Genomic DNA, 26123 nt, shown 5'->3' with positions numbered 1-26123 from the left:
ATTGCCTTTCGTAGAGGTAGTTGTATAGTACAACGCAATGAGGGAGTTGTAATTACCAACTACTGACCGCGGCCCCCTTCCGGGCGTCGCGGGTCCGGGCCGATGCGAAAACCGGCCCCAGTGGCGACAGCTGAGCCGACGAGCGGAAAGGGCCTGGCCCATGAGTACGGTCCGACGTCCCGACCACCCAAGCGCGCACCGTTCCGCGCGCGCCGCCCACGCCACCGGGCTGCGTCACGTCCTGACGCACCTGATCACCCCGCTGCTGATGTGCCTCGGGATGGGTCTGGCGTACCTGGGGGCCTTCGCTCATCCCGCGCCGCACCATCTGCCCGTCGCGGTCGTCGGGCCGGGCCGCAGTGCCCAGCTGCTCGCCCAGTCGGTCAACGACAAGGCGGGCGGTGACCTGGAGGTACGGACCGTCGGTGAACGGGCGGCGGCGGTGGACCGGTTGAGGCATCAGGACATCTTTGGCGCGTATGTGATTCCTGAGAAGGGGGCACAGGGGACGCCAGGGGCGAAGGGTGCGTCGGGTGTGGCGGATGGGTCCGGGGCGAAGGGCACGTCGGGGTCGAAGGGCGCGTCGGGCGGGGCGGGCAGGTCTGGCGATGAGGCGGGTGTGTCGAGTAGTTCGGGTACGTCGGGTGCGTCGAGTGGGTCGGCGGGCAGGGGCGGGGCCGGCGGGGCGGCGCGTCCCGGGAAGCCGGTGCCGCCGCCCGAGCTGCTGGTGGCGACGGCCGCTTCCGATACCAGCGCAACCGTCGTCCAGAAGGTCTTCACGCCGATCGCGGGGCAACAGGGCGCGCCGCTGAAGGTCACGGACGTGGCGCCGACCGCCGAGGACGACCCGACCGGTCAGGGCATCTTCTTCCTGCTGGTCGCGATCAGCATCGGCTCGTACGCGTCGGTCGCGGTGATCGGCGGCGCCGGAGCCGTGCTGCCGCTCCGGCTGCGGACGGCGCTGGCCATCGGCACCTCGTTCGTCGTCGGCCTCATCGGGGCGGCGTTCGCCGGTCCGGTCTTCCACCTGGTCGACCACGGTCTCGGCGGACTGTGGGGCATGGCCTGGCTCTACTCGGCGGGCGTTCTGCTGATCGGCACGGGCCTGCACACCTTCCTCAAGCGCTGGACGACGCTCGGGGTGATGACCCTCTTCGTGATGCTCAACTTCACGTCCTCCGGCGGGATCTTCCGCCCCGAGATGCAGAACGGATTCTTCGCGGCGCTGCACTCCTTCTGGAACGGCGCGGGCTTCGTGGAAGGCGTCCGCAGCCATGTCTACTTCGACGGCTACGGCCTGCCGGGACATGTCTGGACGCTGGTGGGGTGGCTGGTCGCCGGCCTGGTGATGATCGGCGTGGCGGCGCTGGCCGAGAAGCAGCGGCGTACCGGGGAGGCGGAGGCCACAGCCCATGCCGCGGCGGTGGCGGCGGCCGCGGTGGCGGCGACGGTGCCGGAGCCGGCGCGGAGCGTCCGGGCGGCCGGGAACGCCCAACCGGGGGCGGGTCACGGGTCCGCTAGTGCCGCCGCGGCGCTGGAGGAGGAGCTGGAAGAGGCGGTGGGCGTGTAGCGGTCCGGAGAGTTATCCACAGGCTCTGCGGGCTGCGCGGGGCGTCGGTAACGTCATGGGCGTCGGCAGGCCGGAACCGCCCGGCGCGCGGACGAACGCAGGACACAGCGACACTGAAGCGCAGGGACGCTGAAGCGCAGGGACATCAAGAACACAGGTCGTGAAGGGGGAGGTGGCCCGCTATGCCGCGTGTGCCGTACGTACCGGGGTTTGCCCGTCAGGATGCCCAGGGACCATCGCCCAAGGCGGTGGGGCGGGCGTTGCGGGAGCGGCTCCCGCGTGCCGAGCAGGCCGAGCTGTCGGTCGCGGACGGGCGGCCGGACGCGGTCGCGGCGGTCGAGGAGTCCAACGCCGGCCGGCTGCCCGAGCTGACGCCGATCCGGGTCGGGCGGATGGCCGCGAGCCCCTTCGCCTTCCTCCGCGGCTCCGCGGGCCTGATGGCGTACGACCTGGCCGCCGGCCCGGTGACCGGCATCGGCACCCAGATATGCGGAGACGCGCACGCCGCCAACTTCGGCCTCTACGGCGACGCCCGCGGCGGCCTCGTCATCGACCTCAACGACTTCGACGAGACCCTGCACGGGCCGTGGGAGTGGGATGTGAAGCGGCTCGCGGCGTCGGTGGTGCTGGCTGGCCGGGAGGCGGGCGCCGACGAGGACGACTGCCGCAGCGCGGCGCAGGACGCGGCGGGCTCCTATCGGCGCACGATGCGGCTGCTGGCCAAGCTCCCGGCCGTCGAGGCGTGGAACGCGATCGCCGACGAGGAGTTGGTCTCGCACACCGACGCCCGGGATCTGCTGGGAACGCTGGAGCAGGTCGCGGAGAAGGCCCGTAAGAACACCAGCGCGCGGTTCGCGGCCAAGGCGACGGAGCCGACCGCGGACGGCGGCCGCCGTTTCGTGGACGCGCAGCCGGTGCTGCGGCGGGTGCCGGACGCGGAGGCGGCAGCCGTGGCCGCGTCCCTCACCGGCTATCTGGACACGATCGCCGAGCACCGGCTGCCCCTGCTGGCCCGGTACGCGGTGCACGATGTGGCCTTCCGCGTGGTCGGCACGGGCAGCGTGGGCCTGCGGTCGTATGTGGTGCTGCTGCTGGACCACCGCGGCGAACCGCTGGTCCTTCAGATGAAGGAGGCACGCGGTTCGGTGCTGGCGCCCTTCGCGGAGAAGGCCGGCTTCCCGGTGCCGTCGGTGGCGCACGAGGGCCGCCGGGTGGTCCTCGGCCAGCGCCGGATGCAGGTGGTCAGCGACATCCTGCTGGGCTGGACGACGGTGCCGGGCATGGCGTCGTCGGGTGTGGGGGGCGCCGGTGGCTTGGGTAGCACGGGTAGCACGGGTAGCGCGTACGCGGACGACGTCCCGCGAGACGGACTGCCCTTCCAGGTCCGCCAGTTCAGAAACCGCAAGGGCAGCGTGGACCCGACGCAGCTCTCCGGCGACCAGTTGGACGACTACGCCCGGATGACCGGCGCCCTCCTGGCCCGAGCACACTCACACAGCGCCGACCCGCGCCTGCTGGCCGGCTACTGCGGCAAGAACGAAGAACTGGACGAGGCCATAGCGACCTACGCGGTCTCCTACGCGAACCGCACGGAAGCAGACCACGCGACCCTGACCACAGCAGTGAAGAACGGACGGATCGCGGCAGAGATGGGGGTGTGAGGGGGAGCGGGGGACGGGGCCGGGTCGGGGCTTGGGGCTGCTTGGGGGCTGGGCTGGGCTGGGGGCGTTCGGGGCGTGTGGCTGGTGGTGGGGCTGCTGTTCGGTGGGGTGCCGGGTGCCGGGTGCCGGGAGCCGGGTGCAGAGGGCTTGGTGGTCGGGTGGCCGGGGAGCGGGGGCGGGGCTGGTGAGAGCTCGGTAGGTGGGGCGTGGGTTCTGTAGGTGCCGGGTGTTCCGTGGGGTGCGGGCTGCGTGGGACGCGCCGGGCGTTCGGTGGGGGTGGCAGCTCCGTGGGGCCCGTCGGGCGTCCTGTAGGGGCGGGGCTCCGTGGGACGGGTGCCTCTGGGGCGTGGGCTGGTTGCATCCGGGGCTCGGCTGGGCGGGGGCTCCGTTGGGCCGGGGGCGGTCTGGGGTGTGGACGTCGTTTTTTGGGGGTGGCGGGAGGAGGGGGTGGGTGGGCTGGGGGGGGGGGAGGGGAGGCCCCCAAGCCCAGCAGGAAGCGATTGAATGGCCGTAGGGAGCCGCGCTCGTCGGGGGCCGTACGCTGGCCGGGTGACGAACTCGCACGCGGAGAACGCGCAGGACGGCCAGCACCGACCGGACGTACCGGGCACCCCGGACGCCCAGGCCGACCCGCAGGCACCGGACGCCCGCGGCGGCGGGCAGGGTGCCCAGCACGGGCATGTCGGCGGCCCGGAGGATCAGGTCGCGGGCTCGGAGAGACTTGATGCCGGCCATGGGGTCCAGATCGATCCCCCCGCGGGCCAGGCCGCGGAAGGGGCTGGCCCGGGCCTTGGGCAGGCCGCGCAAGGACACGAGTCGGGCGCCGGCCAGTCCGGGGCAGGGTCCGAGCCGGGCGTCGGTGACGCCGGGGCAGGGTCCGAGCCGGGCGTCGGTGACGCCGGGGCGGAGACCGAGTCGGGCGGAGTGGCGGACGAGCAAGCGGCCGCGGCTCAGGACGAGGCGACCCGGCGGCTGGCGAAGGCGGTGCTGGCCGCGGAGCAGGCGCTGATCGAGTTCGAGATCGCGGTGGAGACCTTCCGGGTGGAGGTGGACAACTTCTCCCGCCTGCACCACCAGCGGCTCGGCCCCATGTACGCACGGCTGGACGAGCTGGACGCGCAGATCGCCGAGGCGGTGGCGGCGCGTACGGGCGACCCCGCGGACATCCGTAAGGCGCAGGAGGCACGGGCGTCGGTGCTGCCGATGCCGGAGGTCGAGGAGCTGTTCCACGGCTGGATGGGGTCGGACGGGCTGTTCCCGGAGGCCCAGGCGATGCTCACCGAGCAGTCGGTGCGGCCCCCGCAGAAGGTGCGGCCCAGTGAAGAGGCCCGCAAGGTCTACCGCGACCTGGTGCGCAAGGCCCACCCGGATCTGGCCCGGGACGACGCGGAACGTACCCGGCGGGACGCGTTCATCGCACGGGTCAACGCGGCGTACGCCCAGGGCGACGAGGCGGTGCTGCGCGAGCTGGCGCGGGAGTGGGAGGCCGGCCCCGCACCGGTCGAGGAGCGGCTCAGCGAGAGCGAGGAGCTCTACGCGCGGTTGGAGTGGCTGGCCGAGCGCAAGGAGCTGCTGGCCGCGATGGCCGCTGAGCTGGAGGAGAGCGCGATCGGCGCGATGATCAAGATGGCGCCGGAGGATCCGGACGCGCTGCTGGACGAGATCGCCGAGAAGCTGCTCGCCGATGTCGCGGAACGCGAGACGTACCTCGCGCAGCTGGTCCGGTAGCGTCGGGACCATGCAATTTGGTTCTGTGCCCACGGTCGGTGTCGACGCCCTCACGTCGGAGGATTTCCTCCTGGATGTGCGCGAGGACGACGAGTGGGAGGCGGGGCACGCCGAGGGTGCGCTGCACATCCCGATGAGTGAATTCGTCGCTCGCTACGGGGAGTTGACCGAGGCCGCTCCCGATGCCGGCAAGGTGTATGTGCTGTGCCGGGTCGGCGGGCGTTCGGCGCAGGTGGCGCAGTATCTGATCCAGCAGGGCGTCGACGCGGTGAACGTCGCGGGCGGCATGCAGGCATGGGAGGCCGCCGGCCGCCCCGTCTCGGACGGCAAGGGCGGCTCGGGGTCGGTCATCTAGCCGCGGAGACGGAGAGCCGGGCTGCTGGCTGGGCAGCTCGGTTGGCCGGAGGGCCGTCCGGTCGGGCGGTGGTGAACCGCCCCTGGACCCCTGTCAGCCCTGGACTCCCGTCAGCCTTGGACGGCCGTCAGTTCCCCTCCTCCTGGATGGTCGGCGGAGGCCGCACCGGATGATCCGCCCTAGGTGATCTTCCGGGGCGCTGAAGGAGCATGCGGCGCCGACGGCCGATTCCGGGACGAGCGGGGCCGTGGCCACATTCCGTAGACCCGCGGCCGTACGGCACCTCGCCCGGCCCCGCCCCGGCATTCGGTCGCTCCCGGCTCAGCCCAGCGGATGTGCCGCGAGCAGCTCGCCGAGGGACTCCTCGTGGGCTGCGGCCGGGCCGAGGGAGAGTTCGAGCTGTTTGGCCCAGGCATGGTAGCGGTGCAGCGGGTAGTCGGTGTCGGCGCCGAAGCCGCCGTGCAGATGCTGGGCGGTCTGGACGACCCGGCGTACGCCCTCCGAGGCCCAGATCTTGGCCACCGCGACATCTCCCGCGAGCGGTAGCGGGCCGGCTGCTTCGGTGGTGAGGCGCCAGGCGGCCTGCCAGAGGGTGGCTTCCATGGCGCGCAGATCGATGAAGCGGTCTGCGGCCTGGCAGGCGACGGCCTGGAAGGTGGCCACCGGGAACCCGAACTGTTCTCGCTTGCTGGTGTAGTCGCTGGTCATGTCCAGTACACGCGCGCCGAGACCCAGAGCGAGTGCGCAGGTGCCGGTGGTCAGCACGTTGCGCAGCCACTCCCAGGCGGCGGGGTCGCTGATCGTTTCCCGGTCGCTGATGCGTACGGAGTCCAGCCGGACCTCGGCGTACGGCTCTCCGCTGGTGGAGATCTGGTCGTCGAGCGTGACGCCCGGGTGGGTGCGGGGGACGAGGGCGAGTACGGCGTGCCCGTCGGGGGTGTGGGCGGGGAGCAGGATCCGGTCCGTGGTCCGGGCCCAGGGGACAGCGGTCTGGACGCCGTCGAGGACCCAGTCGGAGCCCTCGTGATGGGCCGTCACGGCGAGATCGGCCGGCTCGTGCCCGGTGCGGCCATGGGCGGCGACGGTCACGACGAGCTCCCCGGCGCCGATCCCGGGGAGCACCTCCGCACAGAGTTCTTCGGTCCCATAACGCTGGATGGTGAGCGCGGCGGCGCCGGACTCCAGCAGTGGTACCCGTGCCAGCACCTTGGCCGACTCGCGGAGTACGAGGCAGAGCGCGATCGGGTCCAGGCCCGCGCCGCCGTGCTCGGGCGCGATCGGCAGGCTCAGCAGATCGGCGTCGGCGAGCTTGCGCCACAGCGCGCGGTCGAAGTCGTCGGCGACCGCACCGGGGGTGAGCGCCGGGCTGGGCACACTGTCCGGAGCGACCCCCGAGAAGACGGCCCTCGCCGCTTCGACGGCGGCCTGCTGCTCCTCGGTGAAGGTGAAGTCCACTGCTCTGTCCTCCCACGCGGCGCCTCGATCTGACGAAGCGTCAAGGTAGAACAAGTTGCAGGAATTGGGAATGGCGGAAGCGGTGGAGGGACGAGGGAGTTGAGAGCGGCGGGGAGTGACTAGGGAGCGACCAGGGGGCGCGGGGGGGGGACGTGCTCGTGGGCGTCGGCGGCCGGCGCCGCTCCGGAGCCTGCCGCGCCCCCCGGACCGTGCGGCCGGTGCGCTCGCATCGGCCCTATCGCTCGCATCCGCTCTATCGATCGAAGTCCAGCTCGACCTTCTCCGTGACCGGGTGGGACTGGCAGGCGAGGACGTAACCCGCGTCGACCTCGTCGGATTCCAGGGCGAAGTTGCGGTCCATGCGGACCTCGCCCGAGACCAGGAAGGCGCGGCAGGTGCCGCAGACGCCGCCCTTGCAGGCGTACGGGGCGTCCGCGCGGTTGCGCAGGACCGCTTCGAGCAGTGATTCGCCGTCGTGGACGGGCCAGTTGCCGGAGCGGCCGTCGAGGGTGGCGGTCACGGTGCTGTGCGCGGGGGTGGCGGTTATGGGGGCGGTCGGGGTGCCGTTGTCGACGTGGAAGATCTCTTCGTGGATGCGGGTGCGGGGCACATCGAGGGCGCGCAGGGCCCGTTCGGCGCCCTGGACCAGGCCGTAGGGGCCGCAGAGGTACCAGCCGTCGACGGAGTCGATCTTCAGGAGGGCGGGCAGGAGGGAGCGGAGACGGGTCTCGTCCAGACGGCCGGAGGGCAGGCCGGCCTGTTGTTCCTCGCGGGAGAGGGTGTGGATGAGCTGAAAGCGTTGGGGATAGCGGTCCTTGAGGTCGGCCACCTCCTCCAGAAACATCGTCGATGCCGCCGTACGGTCACTGCGGATGAGGCAGAAGCGGGCGTCCGGCTGCTGGGCGAGCAGGGTTGCGGCGATGGACAGTACCGGGGTGATGCCGCTGCCGCCGACGATTCCGACGAAGTGGCCGGGGCGTGGTTCGAGGGTGAAGCGGCCTGCCGGGGCCATGACGTCCACGGTGTCGCCGACGGCCAGTTCCTTGAGCGCGTACGTCGAGAACGCACCCTCCTCGACCAGCCGGATGCCCACGCGTAGTACGGGCTCGTCGGTGGCCGGGGTGCAGATGGAGTACGTACGGCGGATCTCCTGGCCGTCGACCGATCTGCGCAGCGCGATGTGCTGCCCGGGGGTGTGCCGGAAGGTCGTGCGCAACTCGGGCGGGACCGCGAAGGTGACGGCCACCGCGTCGTCCGTGAGCCGCTCGATCTCCCGGACCTGGAGCGGGTGGAACATCACAACTCCTTGAAGTGGTCGAAGGGTTCGCGGCAGGACTCACAGCGGCGCAGGGCCTTGCACGCCGTGGAGGAGAACCGGCTCAGCAGGGTGGTGTCGGTCGATCCGCAGTGGGGACAGCGGATGGTGAGGTCGAGGGCGACCGGTCCGCCGGCCGGGCCCGTCGGGCGTGGCGGTGCGATACCGAATTCGGCGAGCTTGCGGCGGCCCTCGGAGGTGATCGCGTCCGTGGTCCACGGTGGGCTGAGGACCGTACGGACCTCGACGTCGGGTATGCCGTGGTCGTGCAGCACCCGCTCTATGTCGGCCGACATCGCCTCGATGGCCGGGCAGCCGGTGTACGTCGGGGTGAGCTGCACCTCGACCCGGCCGGGGGCGGTGAGCTGCACCCCGCGCAGCACACCCAGCTCGGCGAGGGTGAGCACCGGCAGCTCGGGGTCGGGAACGGAGCCGGCCAGCGCGAGCAGTTCCTCTTCCAGGGCGGTGGTGGTCACCATGTCGCCCCCGGGTGGCTGCGGTGGAGGTGCTGCATCTCGGCGAGCAGCCGTCCGAACGATTCGGTGTGCAGGCCCTGACGGCCCGCGCCGGCCCGCCAGGCGCCGTGCCTGGGGCCTTCGGGGACAGTGAGGGTGGCCTGCTCCAGGGTGGCGGTGATGCGGGTGGTCCAGTCGTCGTGCAGAGCGGACCAGGGCACCGATTCCAGTCCTTCCACCGGCTCGAAGAGTTCACCGGTGAACTGCCACAGGGCATCCAGGGCGCGCTGCATACGGGTGTGGCTCTCGTCCGTGCCGTCGCCGAGGCGCAGCGTCCACTGGTGGGCGTGGTCGCGGTGGTAGGCGACCTCCTTGACGGCCTTCCCGGCCAGTGGTGCCAACTCGCTCTCGGTCGCGGCGAGGTGGTCGAACAGCAGCTCCTGGTAGGTGGAGAAGTAGAGCTGGCGGGCGATGGTGTGGGCGAAGTCGCCGTTGGGCTGTTCCACGAGCTGGAGATTGCGGAACTGCCGCTCCTCGCGCAGATAGGCCAGCTCGTCCTCGTCACCGGCCAGTGAGAGCAGCACTCGGGCCTGGCCGAGCAGGTCCAGCGCGATGTTGGCCAGTGCGACCTCCTCCTCCAGGACCGGGGCGTGGCCGGCCCACTCGCCCAGGCGGTGGGAGAGGATCAGGGCGTCGTCCCCGAGGGGCAGGGCCGGGGTGGCGGTGATGTTCATCAAAGGTGATGCACCCCGTCCGGGATCTCGTAGAAGGTCGGGTGGCGGTAGGGCTTGTCGCCGGCCGGCTCGAAGAAGGCGTCCTTCTCGTCCGGCGAGGAGGCGGTGACCTGCGCCGAGGGCACCACCCAGATGGAGACGCCTTCCGAGCGGCGGGTGTAGAGGTCGCGGGCGTTGCGCAGCGCCATTTCGGCGTCCGGGGCGTGCAGGCTGCCGGCATGGGTGTGCGAGAGACCGCGGCGGCTGCGGACGAAGACCTCCCACAGCGGCCAGTCGGTGAGCGCTGCGGCGGTGGCGGCGGTTTCGGCGGGGCGTGGTGTCGTCATCGGGTGGCCTTCCCGTGCTTGGCCGCGTGGGCGGCGGCTGCCTCGCGGACCCAGGCGCCATCCTCATGCGCCTGTCGCCGGCGGCTGATCCGTTGTGCGTTGCAGGGGCCGTTGCCCTTGAGTACCTCGCGGAACTCGGCCCAGTCGATCGGGCCGAAGTCCCAGTGACCGCGCTCGTCGTTCCAGGTCAGATCCGGGTCGGGGAGCGTCAGCCCGAGGGCCTCGGCCTGGGGGACGCAGATGTCCACGAAGCGCTGGCGCAGCTCGTCGTTGGAGTGCCGCTTGATCTTCCAGGCCATGGACTGCGCGGAGTGCGACGACTCGTCGTCCGGCGGGCCGAACATCATCAGCGACGGCCACCACCAGCGGTCCACCGCGTCCTGCGCCATGGCGTGCTGTGCCTCGGTGCCGCGGCTGAGGGTCAGCAGGAGCTCGTAGCCCTGGCGCTGGTGGAAGGACTCCTCCTTGCAGACGCGGACCATGGCGCGGGCGTAGGGACCGTACGAACACCGGCACAGCGGGACTTGGTTGGTGATTGCCGCGCCGTCCACCAGCCAGCCGATGGCGCCGACGTCGGCCCAGGTCAGGGTCGGGTAGTTGAAGATCGAGGAGTACTTCTGGCGGCCGGAGTGCAGCTTGTCCAGCAGCTCGTCACGGCTGGTGCCCAGGGTCTCGGCGGCGCTGTAGAGATACAGGCCGTGGCCGGCCTCGTCCTGCACCTTCGCCATCAGGATCGCCTTGCGGCGCAGGGACGGCGCCCGGGTGATCCAGTTGGCCTCCGGCTGCATGCCGATGATCTCGGAGTGGGCGTGCTGCGCTATCTGCCGCACGAGTGTGGAGCGGTAGGCGTCCGGCATCCAGTCCCGCGGTTCGATGCGCTCTTCCGCGGCCACGGTGGCGTCGAATACGGCCTCTCGGGCCGTCTCTTCCGGCGCGATCGTCGTCATGTGGTGCCCCCTCGCTGCTCCCGACCGACCGATCGTTCGGTTCAATGGTGAGTGGGCGGACCTCGGGTGTCAAGCCTGTGGATAACTCGGGTGAGGTGTGCCCGGCCGGGCCGCCTAGGTACGGTTCCGAAGCGGAGTTGGCCGCATGAATTCTGGGAACGGGGCGGGAATGCAGTCATACGGGGACGAATCGCGGCCACTGTCCGCGCTCTCGCTGCCCTCGCGGATCGTCATAGGAGCGGCGGCCTGTGCCATCGCGGTCGCCGTCGCGATTCATCTCGCGATGATGTTCCTGCATGTCGCACCGTCGAACACGCTCAGCAAACAGCAGGGCGCCCTGATCAGCGACTATGTCTATCCCGAGTACGAGCAGAACTGGAAGCTGTTCGCGCCCAATCCCCTCCAGCAGAACAACGCGGTCCAGGTCCGCGCACAGCTGCGCACCCAGGACGGCACCGCACGGACCACCGGCTGGACCGATCTGACCGCCCAAGACGGCCAGGCCATCCGGCACAACCCGATGCCCAGCCACACCCAGCAGAACCAGCTGCGCCGCGGGTGGGAGCTCTTCGTCAACACCCACAACGCGCAGAACCGCCCGGTCGGCCTGCGCGGTGAGCTGTCCGAGCGCTACATCCGGCGGCTCGTGCTGTTCCGGATGGACGACGAGTGGACCCGGGGCGGCGGCCGGGTCGAGCGGATGCAGGTCCGCTCGCAGACGACGGCGGTCCGCCCGCCGCCGTGGAGTACCGAGAAGATCAGCGACAAGCCCGTGTTCCGCGTGCTGCCCTGGTGGCAGGTCACCGCAGCCGACCTGCCCGAGGGGGCGACCCACCAGTGACGTCACCGACGCCCCAGCAGCCTCAGCAGACGCCCGGCGCACAGCAGCCCGCGCACCCCACCGAGCCGGCCGACGTGCCTCAGCAAGCACCGGCATCCCAGGCGCCCGAGCCCTACCAAGAGACCCGGATCGAGCGGGCCATCGGCCGCGGCTTCCGGTACGCCACCGGCCGGGCGCTGGCCCCGTACCAGACCGCCGTGATCCGGATCGGCTTCTCGGCGACCTGGCTGCTGTTCCTGCTCCGGGAGTGGCCGCACCGCGCGGTCCTCTACGGGCCCGACAGCCCCTGGAGCCTGGACATGGCGCGCCGGCTGCTGGACGGCAACCATGCCTTCTCCGTGCTGCCCTGGTCCGACTCCCACGGCTGGTTCGAGTGCGTCTACCTGCTGGCCATCGTGGCCGCCGCGCTGCTGATGCTCGGCTGGCGCACCCGCACCATGTCGGTGCTCTTCATGGTCGGCGTGATCTCGCTCCAGAACCGCAGCATCTTCATAGGGGACGGCGGCGACAACGTCATCCATCTGATGTCGATGTATCTCGTGCTGACCCGGTGCGGGCAGGTCTGGTCGCTGGACGCGCGCCGCGCGAAGCGGGCCGCGGCCGCCGTGGACGGACCCGAAGGCCCGGCCTCCCGCGATCTGCCCGGCGTCATCCTGTGGGCCTTGCTCGGCCTCGCGCTGGCCGTCGCCCAGCTGGGCGGCAACTACGGCCTCAGCTGGTTCGACGGCGGTCCGTTCCCGCACCTCGGCTGGAGCCTGGTGCTGTGGGGGCTGTGGGTGACGCATGGGCTGTGGTGGGCGGTGCAGCGGTACGCGCCCGGCGAGCCCCGCGTCGTACTGGACACGCTCGCCAAGCTCGCCCACAACGGCGCACTGCTGGTGATCATGGTCGAGGTCTGCCTGATCTACGCCACCGCCGGCTGGTACAAGATCCAGGGCAGCCGCTGGCAGGATGGCACCGCGGTCTACTTCCCGATGCACCTGGACTACTTCTCCCCCTGGCCGGCGCTGTCCGAGCTGCTGGGCAGCAACGGCGTGATGATCATGCTGATCACCTACGGCACGGTGATGGTGCAGGTCGCCTTCCCGTTCACGCTCTTCAACCGCCGGCTGAAGAATGTGCTGCTGGTCGTGATGATCTGTGAACACCTCTCGATCTCGATCCTGCTGGGGCTGCCGTTCTTCTCGCTCGCGATGATCACCGCGGACGCGGTCTTCCTGCCGACGAACTTCCTGACCTGGCTCTCCGCGCGCTTCTCCGGACTGCGGGAACGCCTGTTCTCGCGCGGCGGGCCGGCCCAGCCGGCCGGTGGTGAGCCGGATACCCGTACGGAGCACAGCGGCGGTGGCCATACGCTCGTGGGGTGAGCAGCGAGAAAACCGCCCCCGCCGAGCCCCTCCAGTACGACGAGGGGTACGGGCCGCAGATCGGCGTCGGGCCGCACCCGGAGCCCTGGCCGCAGGACGAGCGGTTCGACCCCGAGCTGCTCGCCCACGGCGACCGCCGCAATGTCATCGACCGCTACCGCTACTGGACGCGCGAGGCGATCGTCGCCGACCTCGACACCTGCCGCCATGACTTCCATGTGGCCGTCGAGAACTGGGGCCACGACTTCAACATCGGCTCGGTCGTCCGGACCGCGAACGCGTTCCTGGCCAAGGAGATCCATATCGTCGGGCAGCGGCGCTGGAACCGCCGGGGCGCGATGGTGACCGACCGCTACCAGCACGTCCGCCACCACCCGGACACCGCGCACCTCACCGCCTGGGCGGCGGCCGAGGAGCTGCCGATCATCGGGATCGACAACCTGCCCGGCTCCGTCCCCCTGGAGACGACCGAGCTGCCGCGCCGCTGTGTGCTGCTCTTCGGCCAGGAGGGGCCGGGGCTGACCGAGGAAGCGCGCCGGCACGCCTCGCTGGTCTGCTCGATCGCGCAGTTCGGATCGACCCGCTCGATCAACGCGGGCGCCGCGGCGGCCATCGCGATGCATGCCTGGATCGGCCGCCATGCGCGGATCGAGGGGCCGGGCGCCCTCTGACCGGCCCTGGGCCCGCCGACGGCCCGGCCGGGGCCCAGGAGCAGGTCCCGGGCCCACCCGCACCGGTCACGCCGGGCGGCGCACCTCCACCGTCCGGAAGCGGTTCGCGACGAAGGCGCCGTCGCACAGCACCGCATTGGCCGCCGGGTTACCGCCCGAGCCATGGAAGTCCGAGAACGCCGCGGTCTGGTTCACATAGACACCGCCGGTCAGATTCAGCGACAGCTGGGCGCACTCCTCCAGGCACGCCTCCTCCACCAGCTTCTCGACATCCGGCGAGGTGGTGTACGCGCCGACCGTCATGGCGCCCTGGTCGCGGACCGTGCGCCGCAGCAGATCCACCGCGTCGGCCGCGGAGTCGACGGCCACCGCGAAGGACACCGGGCCGAAGCACTCCGACAGATAGGCCGCCTCGTCGTCCGGCTTGGCGCCGTCCAGCTTGACGATCACCGGCGTACGGACCGTGGCCCCGGGGAACTCGGGGTTGGCCACCTCACGGGAGGCCAGCGCCACCTCACCGAGCCCGGCAGCCGCGTCGATCCGCTCCTTGACCTGCGGATTGACGATGGCGCCCAGCAGGGCGTTGGCCCGTGCGTCATCGCCCAGCAGGCTGCTCACCGCGCCCGCGAGATCGCTGACCACCTCGTCGTACGACTTCGGCCCGGCGTCCGTGCCGATGCCGTCCCGCGGGATCAGCAGATTCTGCGGGGTGGTGCACATCTGGCCGCTGTAGAGCGACAGCGAGAACGCGAGGTTGCTGAGCATGCCCTTGTAGTCGTCGGTGGAGTCGATGACGACGGTGTTGACGCCGGCCTTCTCCGTGAAGACCTGCGCCTGCCGGGCGTGCGTCTCCAGCCAGTCGCCGAAGGCGGTCGAGCCGGTGTAGTCGATGACGCGGACCTCGGGGCGGACGGCCAGCGTCTTGGCCAGGCCCTCACCCGGCTTGTCCACGGCCAGGCACACCAGGTCGGCGGGGAAACCGGCCTCGGCGAGCACCTCGCGGGCCACCTTGACGGTCATCGCCAGCGGCAGCACGGCGCGCGGATGCGGCTTGACCAGCACCGGGTTACCGGTCGCCAGAGAGGCGAACAGGCCCGGATAGCCGTTCCACGTCGGGAAGGTGTTGCAGCCGATCACCAGGGCGACACCGCGCGGCACGGACGTGAAGCTCTTGGTCAGTTCGAGCGGGTCACGCTTGCCCTGCGGCTTGGACCACGGCGCCTGCTCCGGTGTGCGGACCTGCTCGGCATACGCATACGCCACCGCCTCCATGCCGCGGTCCTGGGCATGCGGCCCGCCCGCCTGGAACGCCATCATGAAAGCCTGTCCGCTGGTGTGCATCACGGCCTGTGCGAACTCATGGGTGCGCGCACTGATCCGGGCCAGGATCTCCAGGCACACCGCCGCCCGCGCCTCGGGACCGGCGTCCCGCCAGACGGGGAGCGCGGCGCGCATTGCCGGCAGCAGCTCGTCCACATCCGGATGCGGATAGCTGATGCCCAACTCCGGGCCGTACGGCGAGACTTCCTCGCCCGTCCAGTCGTCCGTGCCGGGCTGGTCGAGCTCGAACCGCTTGCCGCGCAGCGCCTCGAAGGCGGCCAGCCCGTCAGGGGCGGCGGTCTCGCCGTACGCCTTCGGGTGCTCGGGGTGCGGGGACCAGTAGGCGCGGGTGCGGATCGCCTCCAGCGCCTGGTCGAGGGTCGGGCGGTGCTTCTCGATCAACTGCGCTGCGGTCATTTCGGCGGCCATCGATGACCAACTCCTCGTCGAGCTGGGCGGAAGTGGATAAGGGGCTGGGAGCGGACAAGGCAACGGAGTTAGAGTAACCGAACGATCGGTCGGGGCAAGAGGGCCCGGCCAGCCTGTGGAAATGTCGGTCGGGGAGGATCAGCTGGCATGACGGCACTCGGGACCAGCAGCACCGTGGCAGTGGTGGGCACCGGCACCATGGGACAGGGAATCGCGCAGGTGGCGCTGGTCGCCGGCCATCGCGTACTCCTCTATGACACCGCCCCCGGACGCGCCGCACAGGCCGCCGAGGCGATCGGGAGCCGGCTGGACCGGCTCGTCGAAAAAGGCCGGATCCCGGCGGACACGCGGGACGCCGCCCGCGCGCGCCTCTCCCCCGCCACCGCGCTCACGGAGCTGGCCGACGCCGCACTGGTCATCGAGGCGATCCTGGAGCAACTTCCGGCCAAGCAGGAGCTGTTCACCGCCCTGGAGGACATCGTCACGGCGGACTGCCTGCTGGCCACCAACACCTCCTCGCTGTCCGTGACCGCGGTCGCGGGCCGGCTGCGCCACCCCGGCCGCTGCGTGGGCCTGCATTTCTTCAACCCCGCGCCGCTGCTCCCCCTGGTTGAGGTGATCAGCGGCTTCGCCACCGACGAGGCGGCCGCCACCACGGCGTACGACACCGCCGCGGCCTGGGGGAAACGGCCGGTGCGCTGTGCCGACACCCCCGGTTTCATCGTCAACCGCGTCGCCCGCCCCTTCTACGCCGAGGCCCTGCGGGCGTACGAGGAGCGGGTCGCCGACCCCGCCACCATCGATGCGGTGCTGCGCGAGGGTGCCGGATTCAAGATGGGGCCCTTCGAGCTGACCGACCTCATCGGACAGGACGTGAACGAGGCGGTCACCCACTCCGTGTGGCAGGCGTTCTTCCAGGACCCGAAGTTCACCCCGTCCCTGGCGCAGCGCCGGCTGGTCGAGTCCGGGCTGCACGGCCGTAAGTCGGGGCGCGGATGGTTCGACTACTCCGAGGGTGCGCACCGGCCGGAACCGCGGACCGCGGAGCCCTGCCCGGCGCCCGAGGCCGTCGGCCTGCACGCGAAGCTGCCCGGTCCCGCGGCGGTGCTGCGCGAGCTCATCGAGGAGGCGGGCATCAAGGTCACCCGCGACCGCACACCAGGGGTGTCGGAGGGCTTCCTCCGTCTTCCCGGCGGGGCCTGTCTGGCGCTGACCAACGGCTATCCGGCCACGACCCGCGTCTACGAGAACCACATCCGCTTCGACCTTTCCCTGGACTACCGTGCCGCGACCCGGATCGCCCTGGCGCCGTCGGCGACGGTCTCCGAGGAGGACCTCGCGGAGGCCGTCGGGCTGTTCCAGGCGCTGGGCAAGCAGGTCAGCGTGATCGAGGACGTCCCGGGAATGATCGTCGCGCGGACGGTCGCGATGATCATCGACTTCGCCGTGGACGCCGCGGCCCGCGGCGTCGCCACTCCCGAAGACATCGACACGGCCATGCGGCTGGGCGTGAACTACCCCGGCGGCCCCATGGAGTGGGTCGAGCGGCTGGGCGCCCATTGGGTGTGGGATCTGCTGGATTCGATGCACCACCAAGATGCAGGCGGCCGCTACGTACCGTCCTGGGCGCTGCGGCGCCGTGCGGACCTCGAGGAATTGGTGCTCTAATCATGACCATGGCCAAGCGCGACACCTATACGCCCGATTCGCTGCTCGCGGTCGCCGTCGAGGTGTTCATCGAGCGCGGCTACGACGGCACGTCCATGGAGCACCTCTCCAAAGCGGCCGGTATCTCGAAGTCCTCGATCTACCACCATGTGCGCAGCAAGGAAGAGCTGCTGCACCGTGCCATAAGCCGTGCGCTGGACGGGCTGTTCGGCGTGCTGGAGGAGCCGGGCGCCCGCCAGGGGCGGGCGATCGAGCGGCTGGAGCATGTCACCCGGCGCGTGGCCGAGGTGCTGATGGATGAACTCCCCTATGTGACGCTGCTGTTGCGGGTGCGCGGAAACACGGACACCGAGCGGTGGGCCATGGAGCGCCGCCGGGAGTTCGACCACGAGGTGTCCGACCTGCTCAAGCAGGCCGCCGCCGACGGCGACCTACGGGACGACGTGGACATCCGGCTGGCCACCCGGCTGCTCTTCGGCATGATCAACTCGATTGTGGAGTGGTACCGGCCGGGGCGGGGCGGCTCGGCGAGCCGTGACGAGGTCGCCGAGGCCGTGGTGCGTACGGCGTTCGCGGGGCTGCGCAAGCCCTGATCCGCGCGATCGGACGGCCCCTGGGAACCGTGATCCCGGGGCCCGGTCCTGGCCTGCCCTGAGGGGCGTGATCCCGGCCTCCCCTGAGGGGCGGCGCCCGGTGAGCCCCGGCGGCGGCCCGGCCGGTCATTCCTCTTCGGGGCCGAGATCGGTCTCCTCGAAGACCAGCAGGGTGCGGGTGCTGAGGACTTCCGGTATCGACTGGATACGGGTGAGGACCAGCTCGCGCAGCTCGCGGTTGTCCTTGGTGTGGACCAGCAGCAGCACATCGAAATCGCCGCTGACCAGCGCGATATGCGTGGCCCCCGGCAGCGCCGTGAGCTGCTTGCGCACGGTCCGCCAGGAGTTCTGCACGATCTTCAGCGTGATGTAGGCGGAGGCACCCTGACCTGCCCGTTCCTGGTCGATGAGGGCACTGAAGCCGCGGATCACCCCGTCGTCGATCAGCCGGTTGATCCGGGCATAGGCATTGGCGCGCGAGACATGCACCCGCTCGGCCACGGAGCGTATCGAGGCCCGGCCGTCGGTCTGGAGCATGCGCAGGATCGAGCGGTCGATGGTGTCCAGCGGGCGCGCGGCCGGCGAGGGCGGGGCGGAGGGCGTCGGTGGCGGGCCGGCTGCCGTCGCCGGTTGTCCGCCGAAATTGGCCATCTGTTCGTCCGGCATATGGTCCCGCCTCCCCTTGGTGGACGCCCTGGCTTCATCTCAAGCTGTGGAGAACCGTTTGTCCACAGGCTGAGCCCGCCTGTAGCCAAAATGCATCAGCGACCGAACAATCGGTAGGGCAGGGCGTACCCGCCCTGGCCGATTCCATCCTGCCCGCCCGCCGTCCGCCCACCACCCCTATGAGGCGCCTGGCGCCACCCCCTTCGATCCGAGGAGGTGCTCGACATGACGGTCCTTGAGCAGCCCGGCAGCAGCAGGAACACGAGCAGCCTGGCCGGTCCGCCGCCCGCCTGGCAGCCACGCGTCGACCCCACGCCTCTCCTGCCCGACGCGGAGCCCTACCGCCTCCTGGGCACGGACGCCGCCGCCCGGCTCGACTCCGGACTCCTGACCCGGCTGTACACCCAGCTGGTCCGCGGCCGCCGGTACAACGCCCAGGCCACGGCCCTGACCCGGCAGGGACGCCTCGCGGTCTACCCGTCCTCCACCGGCCAGGAGGCATGCGAGGTCGCCGCGGCGCTGGCCCTCGAAGACCGGGACTGGCTCTTCCCCAGCTACCGCGACACCCTCGCCGCCGTGGCCCGCGGGCTCGACCCCGTACAGGCCCTGACCCTGCTGCGCGGCGACTGGCACAACGGCTACGACCCGCACGAACACCGCATCGCCCCCCTGTGCACCCCGCTCGCCACCCAGCTCCCGCATGCCGTGGGCCTGGCGCACGCCGCCCGCCTCAAGGGCGACGAGGTGGTCGCGATGGCCATGGTCGGCGACGGCGGCACGAGCGAGGGCGACTTCCACGAGGCGCTGAATTTCGCGGCGGTCTGGCAGGCGCCGGTCGTCTTCCTCGTGCAGAACAACGGCTTCGCGATCTCCGTGCCGCTCGCCAAGCAGACCGCCGCTCCGTCCCTCGCCCACAAAGCGGTCGGCTACGGCATGCCGGGCCGCCTGGTCGACGGCAATGACGCCCCCGCGATGCACGAGGTGCTCACCGAGGCCGTGGCGCGGGCCCGCCGGGGCGGTGGCCCCACCCTCATCGAGGCCGTCACCTACCGCATCGAGGCGCACACCAACGCCGATGATGCCACCCGCTACCGCAGCCATGCCGAGGTCGAGACCTGGAAGGCACACGACCCGATAGCCCTGCTGGAGCATGAGCTGGCCGCCCGGGATCTGCTGACCGATGATTTCGTCGGCGCCACCCGGGACGGTGCCGAGCAGCTGGCCGCCGACCTCCGGGAGCGGATGAACGCCGACCCGGAGGTGGACCCGATGGACCTGTTCACCCATGTATTCGCCGAGCAGACCAGCCAACTGCGTGCCCAGGCAGCACAGCTGCGCGCCGAGCTGGACGCCGAGGCCGCCGGACACACCGAGGACGCAGCGGGCACCGACGGGTCCGCCGAGGAGGCCAGGCCATGACGACCACCGCTCCGGCGACCGCGCGCAAGCCCGCCACCATGGCGCAGGCGCTGACCCGCGCGCTGCGCGACGCCATGGCCGACGACCCGTCCGTGCATGTCATGGGCGAGGACGTCGGCACCCTGGGCGGCGTCTTCCGGGTCACCGACGGCCTCGCCAAGGAATTCGGCGAGGACCGCTGCACGGACACCGCGCTCGCCGAGGCCGGCATCCTGGGCACCGCCGTCGGTATGGCGATGTACGGGCTGCGGCCGGTCGTCGAGATGCAGTTCGACGCGTTCGCCTACCCGGCCTTCGAGCAGCTGATCAGCCATGTCGCCCGGATGCGCAACCGCACCCACGGCGCGCTCACGATGCCGCTGACCATCCGTGTCCCCTATGGCGGCGGAATCGGCGGCGTCGAGCACCACAGCGACTCCTCCGAGGCGTATTACCTCGCCACCCCGGGGCTCCAGGTCGTCACCCCGGCGACCGTCGAGGACGCCTACGGACTGCTGCGCGCCGCGATCGCCTCCGACGACCCGGTCGTCTTCCTCGAACCCAAGCGGCTGTACTGGTCCAAGGCCGACTGGTCGCCCGACGCGCCCACCGAGGTCGCGCCCCTGGGCCGGGCCGAGATCCGGCGCCGTGGCAGCAGCGCCACGCTGATCACTTACGGCCCGTCGCTCCCGGTCTGCATGGAGGCCGCCGAGGCCGCCCGCGCCGAGGGCTGGGACCTGGAAGTGGTCGATCTGCGGTCCCTGATGCCGTTCGACGACGAGACGGTCTGCTCCTCGGTGCGGCGGACCGGTCGGGCCGTGGTCGTCCATGAGTCCAACGGCTTCGGCGGCCCCGGCGGCGAGATCGCTGCCCGTATCACCGAACGCTGCTTCCACCACCTGGAAGCGCCGGTGCTGCGGGTCGCCGGCTTCGACATCCCGTATCCGCCGCCGATGCTGGAGCGGCACCACCTGCCGGGCGTGGACCGGATTCTGGACACCGTCGCCCGCCTCCAGTGGGAGTCGGACTGGACCGAGGGACGTGGTGAGTGATGGCCGTGGTCCGCGAGTTCACCCTGCCCGACCTGGGGGAGGGCCTCACCGAGGCGACGATCGTGCACTGGATGGTCGAGGTCGGCGAGGTGGTGGCCATCGACCAGCCGGTGGTGGAGGTCGAGACCGCCAAGGCGATGGTGGAGGTGCCGTGCCCGTATGGGGGCGTGGTGACCGCCCGCTTCGGCGAGGAGGGGGCCGAGGTCCCGGTGGGGGCACCGCTGGTGACCGTCGCCGTGGGGGCCGTGCCGGATGACCTCGCGGCGGCCGGCCCGGGGACGGGACCGGACTCCGGGGCGGGTGCGGAAGGCGGTGCGCCCGGTGCGGGTGCGTCGACCGCCCCGGCTGCCGGTGGGACCTCGGGGGCGCCCGCGGACGGCGCGGCGGATGCCGGGTCCGGGAATGTGCTCGTCGGGTACGGCACGAGTGCGGCGGCGGCGCGTCGGCGCCGTATCCGGCCGGGGCCCGGAGCGGGCCCCATGGCGGGAGTGCCACGGCCGCCCGGCGGGGTGGCGGACGGCTCGGCCGGGACCGGGGCCGCCGAAGGGACGCCCGGTGGTTCAGGGGCGGTTGCCGCCGGGGCGACGGCCCTGGGGGCGGTCGGCGTCACCGGGGTCACCGGGGCAGCTGGGTCGGCCGGGGCCGGTGCGGTGGAGGACGACAGCCGTACGGTGGCCGTCATCTCCCCGCTGGTGCGCCGGATGGCGCGGGAGAACGGCCTGGATCTGCGGGAGTTGACGGGCTCCGGACGGGACGGTCTGATCCTCCGTACGGATGTCGAGTGCGCGATCCGGGCGCGGCAGGAGCGGGAGACGGCCGGTTCCGCCGGGCCAGCCACCACCACTGTCGGTGCTGACGCGACGACCGGTGCCGGTGTGACGGGCGTGGCGCGGGCCGGGGCCGCGACGGCCGTCGGGGCCGCGACCGGGACCGGTGCCGTGGCGGGTGAGGAGCGCATCCCGCTGAAGGGGATGCTCGGTGCGGCCGCCGAGAAGTTCAGCCGCAGCCGCCGGGAGATCCCGGAGGCGACCTGCTGGGTGGAGGCCGATGCCACCGAGCTGCTCGCCGCCCGTAGGGCGATGAATGTGCCGGGCGCCCCCAAGGTGTCGCTGCTGGCCGTGCTGGCCCGGATCTGTACGGCCGCGCTCGCCCGGTTCCCGGCGCTCAACTCCACCGTCGACACCAAGGCCCAGGAGATCGTCCGGCTGCCCGCCGTCCATCTGGGCTTCGCGGCGCAGACCGACCGCGGCCTGGTGGTGCCGGTCGTACGGGACGCCCATGCCCGTACGGTCGAGGAGCTGTCCGCCGAGATCGCCCGGCTCACCGAAACCGCCAGGGCCGGCGGGCTCTCCCTGGCCGAGCTGACGCACGGCACCTTCACCCTCAACAACTACGGCGTGTTCGGCGTCGACGGCTCCACGCCGATCATCAACCACCCCGAGGCGGCGATGCTCGGCATCGGCCGGATAGCCGCCAAACCCTGGGTGCACGAAGGTGAGTTGGCCGTCCGGCAGGTCGTCCAGCTCTCGCTCACCTTCGATCACCGGGTGTGCGACGGCGGCACCGCCGGCGGCTTCCTCCGGTTCGTGGCCGACTGTGTGGAGCAGCCCGCACTGTTGCTCCGGACGCTGTGACGGGAGGGCGGCCGGAGGCGGCAGCGATGCCACCGGCCGCCCCGGGCACCGGCCGCACCGGCCGCGCCCGCTGTGGCGGAGCCGATATCCGCTGTCGGTCCGGCAGCGGTGTGAACCGGGTGCCCCCGGCGATACTCAAGGGGTGAACGAGCACACCGACCACGACCTCGTCGTGCTGGCCGGCGGCGCCGCCCGCCGGCTCGGCGGGGCGGACAAACCCGCCCTGTCCGTCGGCGGCCGCCCGCTGCTGGACCGGGTGCTCGCCGCCTGCCCCGACGCGGCGACGACCGTCGTGGTCGGCCCCGCCCGCCCCACCACCCGCACCGTCGTCCACGCCCTGGAGGACCCGCCCGGCGGCGGCCCGCTCGCCGCACTGGAAGCCGGTCTGCGGCACACCACCGCCCCCACGGTGCTCGTCCTCTCCGCCGATCTCCCGTTTCTGACGGCCGGGACGGCACGGGGCCTCCTGGCGGCGGCGACGCATACGCCAGGCGCTGCCGGACCGGGCGGGAGTCCCGCGCCGCGCGACGGGGCGATGCTCCGGGACGCTTCGGGACGGGACCAGCCGCTGGTGGCCGCCTACCGGGCCGAGCCGCTGCGCCGCGCGCTGGCACGGATACGGGCGGCACACGGCAGCCTGGCCGGACTCCCGCTGCGCGCGCTGCTGGCCGAGTTGGTGCTCGAACGGGTCCCGGACCCCACCGCCACGGCCTCCTTCGACTGCGACACCTGGGAAGACATCAGCGCGGCACGCGCCCGTATCAGGGAGCATGGGAACGTGTTGGACGAATGGATCACCGCAGTCAAGGCCGAACTGGGCATCGAGCTCGATGTCGACACGGCGGCGCTTCTCGATCTCGCGCGGGACGCGGCCCACGGCGTGGCCCGCCCCGCCGCGCCGCTGACGACCTTTCTGATCGGTTATGCGGCGGGCCACCAGGGCCGGGATGTGCAGGAACTGTCCGACCGGGCCGCCGCGCTGGCCCACCGCTGGGCGGCCGAGGCCGAGGACGCGTCCGACGCCGGCGGCGCCACGGGTGCCGAGACGAAGCCCGCGGAATGACCGACGGGGAGTGGGGCGGGGAGGCCGGCGGCATGGTGGGCCGACCGTGGGACGCACCCTCGGACGAGAGCCGCGGCGACCCCTTCGACGATGCGCTCGCGCTGGCCAACGGCACGGCACCGCCGCGCGTACGGCCCGGGGCCGGGCCCGGGATCACGACCGTCACCGCACCGTACGCCGCCGGCGGGGCCGTGGCGGCCGCCTCCTCCGCGACCGGCGGCGGCGACGCCCCGTACACACCGGACGACCCCTTCGCGCCGGACGACCCCGCCGCCGCCCGCAGCGGCCCCTCCGGCCCCGTGGACCCCGCGCCTCCCACCGGCCCCGGCCCGCGCCCCACCCCGGCCGCCGTCCCCTGGCACACCGCCCGCCGCCTCGCCGAGCGCGCCGCCCCCGGCCCGCCCGCGCCCGAGACCTCGGCGCTCGGCGCGACGCTCGGCCGTACGCTCGCCGCACCCCTCACCGCGCTCACCGATCTGCCGTCGTTCGACACCTCCGCGATGGACGGCTGGGCGGTCGCCGGCCCCGGCCCCTGGCGCCTGGACCGGCCCGCCGACGCATCCGCGGCGGGTCCCCCGTCCGGCATCCTCGCCGGTCACGCCCCCGCCGAGGCGCTCCTCGACGGCCATGCGATCCCCATCGCCACCGGCGCGCGCGTGCCCTCCGGCGCCACCGCCGTACTGCGCAGCGAGCACGGTGAGGTCCGTGAGCTGAGCGACGGCGGACAACGGCTGTACGCACCACGGCCCGCGCCGCCCGGCCAGGACATCCGCCCGCGCGGCCAGGAGTGCCGCCGCGGCGACCAACTGCTGCCCGCGGGCGCCCTGGTGACCCCCGCCGTCCTCGGCCTGGCCGCGGCGGCCGGCTACGACGAGCTGACCGCCTACCGCCGACCGCGCGCCGAAGTCTTCGTCCTGGGTGACGAGTTGCTGGACGAGGGGCTGCCACGGGACGGCCGGATCCGCGATGCCCTCGGCCCGATGCTCGCCCCCTGGCTGCACGCGCTGGGCGTCGACGCGGCGCCGCCCCGCCATCTCGCCGACGACGCCGACGCGTTGTACGCCGCCCTCGCCGACTCCACCGCCGACGTGGTGGTCACGACGGGCGGTACCGCATCGGGCCCCGTCGACCATGTGCACCCCACGCTGCGCGGGCTCGGCGCGGAGGTGCTGGTGGACGGGGTGGCGGTACGCCCCGGGCACCCCATGCTGCTGGCCCGCCTGGCCCCGGGCCGGCATCTCGTCGGCCTGCCGGGCAACCCCCTCGCCGCCGTCTCCGGCCTGCTCACCCTCGCCGAACCGCTGCTCCGTACGCTCGCCGCCCGCCCTCCCGCCGCGCCGTACCGCACACCGCTGGCCGCCGCGGTCCCCGGGCATCCGCAGGACACCCGGCTCGTCCCGGTGGCCTACCGCGACGACGAGCGGCACGGGCTGACGGCGGTACCCCTGCGCTTCCACGGCCCGGCCATGCTGCGCGGGATCGCCGCCGCCGATGCGCTGGCCGTCGTCCCGCCCGGGGGCGCGGAGCGCGGCACCGAGCTCGAAATCCTGGAACTCCCCTGGTCAGCGGGCTGGTCGGCGGGCTGGACGCCCGGCTGGGCCGCCCCCGGGGACCCGTACGACCCCCCTCAGGCCACCGGAGGCCGCGCGTGAAGCTCCCGTCCCAGGACGCCGCGGCGCGGGAGGTGCCCGAGGACCGTTCGCACCGGGTGCTGCTGCCGCGCCGCGCCCCCAAGCCGCCGCTGCGGCAGGTCGCCCGCCGGCTGCTGATGGCGCTGCTCGTGCTGCTCGCGACGGTCCTCATCGTCTGGATCGACCGCGACGAGTACCACGACAACGCCGACGGCCGGGTCGACCTGCTCGACTGCTTCTACTACGCGACCGTCACGCTCTCGACCACGGGATACGGCGACATCGTCCCGTACGGCGACCACGCGCGGCTGCTGAACATCCTGCTCATCACGCCGCTCCGGGTGCTGTTCCTGATCATCCTGGTCGGCACCACACTGGAAGTGCTCACCGAGCGCACCCGCGAGCAGTGGCAACTGAAACGCTGGAGAAACGCCTTGCGCGACCACACCGTCATCGTCGGCTTCGGGACGAAGGGCCGTTCCGCCGCCCAGACCCTGTGTGCGACGGGGCTGCACCGCGACCGCATCGTCATCGTCGACCCCAGCAGCAAAGTGATCGACGCGGCGGTGGCCGACGGGTTCGCGGGGGTGGTCGGCGATGCGACCCGCAGCGATGTGCTCCTCCGGGCCGAGGTCCAGCGCGCCCACCAGGTCGTGATCGCCACCCAGCGCGATGACACCGCCGTGCTGGTCTCGTTGACCGCCCGTCAGCTCAACAAGCGGGCGAACATCGTCGCGGCGGTGCGGGAGGAGGAGAACGCCCCGCTGCTGCGCCAGTCCGGCGCCAACTCCGTGATCACGTCGGCCAGCGCGGCCGGCCGACTGCTGGGGCTCTCCGTGCACAGCCCCAGCGCGGGCACCGTCATGGAGGACCTCATCCAGCAGGGCAGCGGCCTCGACCTGGTGGAACGCACGGTGGTGAAGGCGGAGGTCGGCAAGTCCGTACGGGACACCGACGACTTGGTCGTGTCCGTGCTGCGTGGCCACCGGCTCCTGGGCTACGACGATCCGGAGGCCAGTCCGCTCCAGAGCACGGACCGTCTGATCACCATCGTGCGGGCGGCCCCGGCGGAGACGGCGGACCACTCCGGCAAGCAGTCCGCCAAGCCGACCCTCCCCGGCACCGGCGTCGCCCCGATGCGCCGCGTGGATGAATAACCGCACGTCGTGCGGGGGCGGATGGCCGACCCGGTGGTAGCCGTCGGCCCCCGCACCTTCGCTCCGTGCGCGGACGGCGAGTAGCCT

The 26123-nt window shown here is 72.1% G+C and carries 23 protein-coding genes; 15 read left to right on the top strand and 8 right to left on the bottom strand.

The window, feature by feature from the left end; genetic code table 11:
- The first annotated feature begins 160 nt into the window (after positions 1-160).
- The 4 genes from ACFWJW_RS23520 (at position 161) to ACFWJW_RS23505 (ending at position 5314) form a co-directional block, all read left to right on the top strand.
- Entirely contained in the window at positions 161-1570 is a 1410-nt protein-coding gene (locus tag ACFWJW_RS23520; RefSeq protein WP_387244679.1) for an ABC transporter permease, read from the top strand.
- 182 nt (positions 1571-1752) lie between these two features.
- A complete protein-coding gene (locus ACFWJW_RS23515; protein ID WP_387244676.1) occupies positions 1753-3231 on the top strand; it encodes a DUF2252 domain-containing protein in 1479 nt (492 codons plus the stop codon).
- Positions 3232-3780: 549 nt separating this feature from the next.
- Positions 3781-4959, top strand: a complete 1179-nt coding sequence (locus ACFWJW_RS23510; protein WP_387244673.1) for a J domain-containing protein — start codon at positions 3781-3783, stop codon at positions 4957-4959.
- A gap of 10 nt (positions 4960-4969) precedes the next feature.
- The gene (locus tag ACFWJW_RS23505) at positions 4970-5314 is read left to right on the top strand and encodes a rhodanese-like domain-containing protein (RefSeq protein ID WP_167536117.1); all 345 of its coding nucleotides are present in this window, start codon (positions 4970-4972) and stop codon (positions 5312-5314) included.
- Positions 5315-5635: 321 nt separating this feature from the next.
- On the opposite strand, the gene ACFWJW_RS23500 is transcribed toward ACFWJW_RS23505, so the two are convergent.
- The 6 genes from ACFWJW_RS23500 to paaA all read right to left on the bottom strand — a co-directional run bounded on the left by ACFWJW_RS23500 (position 5636) and on the right by paaA (position 10546).
- Entirely contained in the window at positions 5636-6769 is a 1134-nt protein-coding gene (locus ACFWJW_RS23500; protein ID WP_387244670.1) for an acyl-CoA dehydrogenase family protein, read from the bottom strand.
- Positions 6770-7022: 253 nt separating this feature from the next.
- A complete protein-coding gene (gene paaE / locus ACFWJW_RS23495) occupies positions 7023-8066 on the bottom strand; it encodes a 1,2-phenylacetyl-CoA epoxidase subunit PaaE (protein ID WP_387244667.1) in 1044 nt (347 codons plus the stop codon).
- On the bottom strand, positions 8066-8563 hold the full coding sequence (paaD, locus tag ACFWJW_RS23490; RefSeq protein ID WP_387244664.1) for a 1,2-phenylacetyl-CoA epoxidase subunit PaaD: 498 nt from the start codon (positions 8561-8563) through the stop codon (positions 8066-8068). Before paaD ends, paaE begins: the two co-directional genes overlap by 1 nt.
- Complete coding sequence (gene paaC / locus ACFWJW_RS23485) at positions 8557-9273, bottom strand: 1,2-phenylacetyl-CoA epoxidase subunit PaaC (protein ID WP_387244661.1); 717 nt, start codon at positions 9271-9273, stop codon at positions 8557-8559. The genes paaD and paaC overlap by 7 nt, the downstream gene beginning before the upstream one ends.
- Positions 9273-9599 (bottom strand): 1,2-phenylacetyl-CoA epoxidase subunit PaaB, encoded by a 327-nt coding sequence (paaB, locus tag ACFWJW_RS23480; protein ID WP_387244658.1) that lies wholly within the window; start codon positions 9597-9599, stop codon positions 9273-9275. Before paaB ends, paaC begins: the two co-directional genes overlap by 1 nt.
- Positions 9596-10546, bottom strand: coding sequence for a 1,2-phenylacetyl-CoA epoxidase subunit PaaA (paaA, locus tag ACFWJW_RS23475; RefSeq protein ID WP_387244655.1), 951 nt, complete (start codon positions 10544-10546; stop codon positions 9596-9598). The genes paaB and paaA overlap by 4 nt, the downstream gene beginning before the upstream one ends.
- Before the next feature lie 169 nt (positions 10547-10715).
- Between paaA and ACFWJW_RS23470 the strand changes: the two genes are divergently transcribed.
- The 3 genes from ACFWJW_RS23470 to ACFWJW_RS23460 are packed head-to-tail and all read left to right on the top strand — an operon-like array spanning position 10716 to position 13425.
- Positions 10716-11387 (top strand): DUF5819 family protein, encoded by a 672-nt coding sequence (locus ACFWJW_RS23470; RefSeq protein WP_387244652.1) that lies wholly within the window; start codon positions 10716-10718, stop codon positions 11385-11387.
- Entirely contained in the window at positions 11384-12754 is a 1371-nt protein-coding gene (locus tag ACFWJW_RS23465; protein ID WP_387244649.1) for an HTTM domain-containing protein, read from the top strand. The genes ACFWJW_RS23470 and ACFWJW_RS23465 overlap by 4 nt, the downstream gene beginning before the upstream one ends.
- A complete protein-coding gene (locus ACFWJW_RS23460; RefSeq protein ID WP_387244646.1) occupies positions 12751-13425 on the top strand; it encodes a TrmH family RNA methyltransferase in 675 nt (224 codons plus the stop codon). Before ACFWJW_RS23465 ends, ACFWJW_RS23460 begins: the two co-directional genes overlap by 4 nt.
- Before the next feature lie 66 nt (positions 13426-13491).
- On the opposite strand, the gene paaN is transcribed toward ACFWJW_RS23460, so the two are convergent.
- A complete protein-coding gene (gene paaN / locus ACFWJW_RS23455) occupies positions 13492-15174 on the bottom strand; it encodes a phenylacetic acid degradation protein PaaN (protein WP_387244643.1) in 1683 nt (560 codons plus the stop codon).
- Positions 15175-15321: 147 nt separating this feature from the next.
- On the opposite strand from paaN, the gene ACFWJW_RS23450 reads away from it, so the two are divergent.
- Positions 15322-16842, top strand: coding sequence for a 3-hydroxyacyl-CoA dehydrogenase (locus ACFWJW_RS23450; protein WP_387244640.1), 1521 nt, complete (start codon positions 15322-15324; stop codon positions 16840-16842).
- A gap of 2 nt (positions 16843-16844) precedes the next feature.
- Entirely contained in the window at positions 16845-17435 is a 591-nt protein-coding gene (locus tag ACFWJW_RS23445) for a TetR/AcrR family transcriptional regulator (RefSeq protein WP_387244637.1), read from the top strand.
- A gap of 126 nt (positions 17436-17561) precedes the next feature.
- On the opposite strand, the gene ACFWJW_RS23440 is transcribed toward ACFWJW_RS23445, so the two are convergent.
- Positions 17562-18101, bottom strand: coding sequence for an Lrp/AsnC family transcriptional regulator (locus ACFWJW_RS23440; RefSeq protein ID WP_387244634.1), 540 nt, complete (start codon positions 18099-18101; stop codon positions 17562-17564).
- 225 nt (positions 18102-18326) lie between these two features.
- On the opposite strand from ACFWJW_RS23440, the gene pdhA reads away from it, so the two are divergent.
- The 6 genes from pdhA to ACFWJW_RS23410 all read left to right on the top strand — a co-directional run bounded on the left by pdhA (position 18327) and on the right by ACFWJW_RS23410 (position 26036).
- Positions 18327-19520 carry a pyruvate dehydrogenase (acetyl-transferring) E1 component subunit alpha gene (pdhA, locus tag ACFWJW_RS23435; RefSeq protein WP_387244632.1) on the top strand — a complete coding sequence of 398 codons (1194 nt, stop codon included), beginning with the start codon at positions 18327-18329 and terminating at the stop codon, positions 19518-19520.
- A complete protein-coding gene (locus ACFWJW_RS23430) occupies positions 19517-20551 on the top strand; it encodes an alpha-ketoacid dehydrogenase subunit beta (RefSeq protein WP_387244629.1) in 1035 nt (344 codons plus the stop codon). Before pdhA ends, ACFWJW_RS23430 begins: the two co-directional genes overlap by 4 nt.
- Positions 20551-22185, top strand: coding sequence for a dihydrolipoamide acetyltransferase family protein (locus ACFWJW_RS23425; RefSeq protein WP_387244626.1), 1635 nt, complete (start codon positions 20551-20553; stop codon positions 22183-22185). Before ACFWJW_RS23430 ends, ACFWJW_RS23425 begins: the two co-directional genes overlap by 1 nt.
- A 142-nt stretch (positions 22186-22327) precedes the next feature.
- Positions 22328-23248, top strand: coding sequence for a DUF6457 domain-containing protein (locus ACFWJW_RS23420; protein ID WP_387244623.1), 921 nt, complete (start codon positions 22328-22330; stop codon positions 23246-23248).
- The gene (locus ACFWJW_RS23415) at positions 23245-24900 is read left to right on the top strand and encodes a molybdopterin molybdotransferase MoeA (protein ID WP_387244620.1); all 1656 of its coding nucleotides are present in this window, start codon (positions 23245-23247) and stop codon (positions 24898-24900) included. The genes ACFWJW_RS23420 and ACFWJW_RS23415 overlap by 4 nt, the downstream gene beginning before the upstream one ends.
- Positions 24897-26036 carry a potassium channel family protein gene (locus ACFWJW_RS23410; RefSeq protein ID WP_387244617.1) on the top strand — a complete coding sequence of 380 codons (1140 nt, stop codon included), beginning with the start codon at positions 24897-24899 and terminating at the stop codon, positions 26034-26036. Before ACFWJW_RS23415 ends, ACFWJW_RS23410 begins: the two co-directional genes overlap by 4 nt.
- Positions 26037-26123 lie beyond the last annotated feature (87 nt).

Source organism: Streptomyces sp. NPDC127097, assembly GCF_042724075.1.
Lineage (GTDB): Bacteria > Actinomycetota > Actinomycetes > Streptomycetales > Streptomycetaceae > Streptomyces.
The sequence above is the reverse complement of the archived record's forward strand: the minus strand, read 5'-3'. Positions and strand labels throughout refer to the sequence as shown.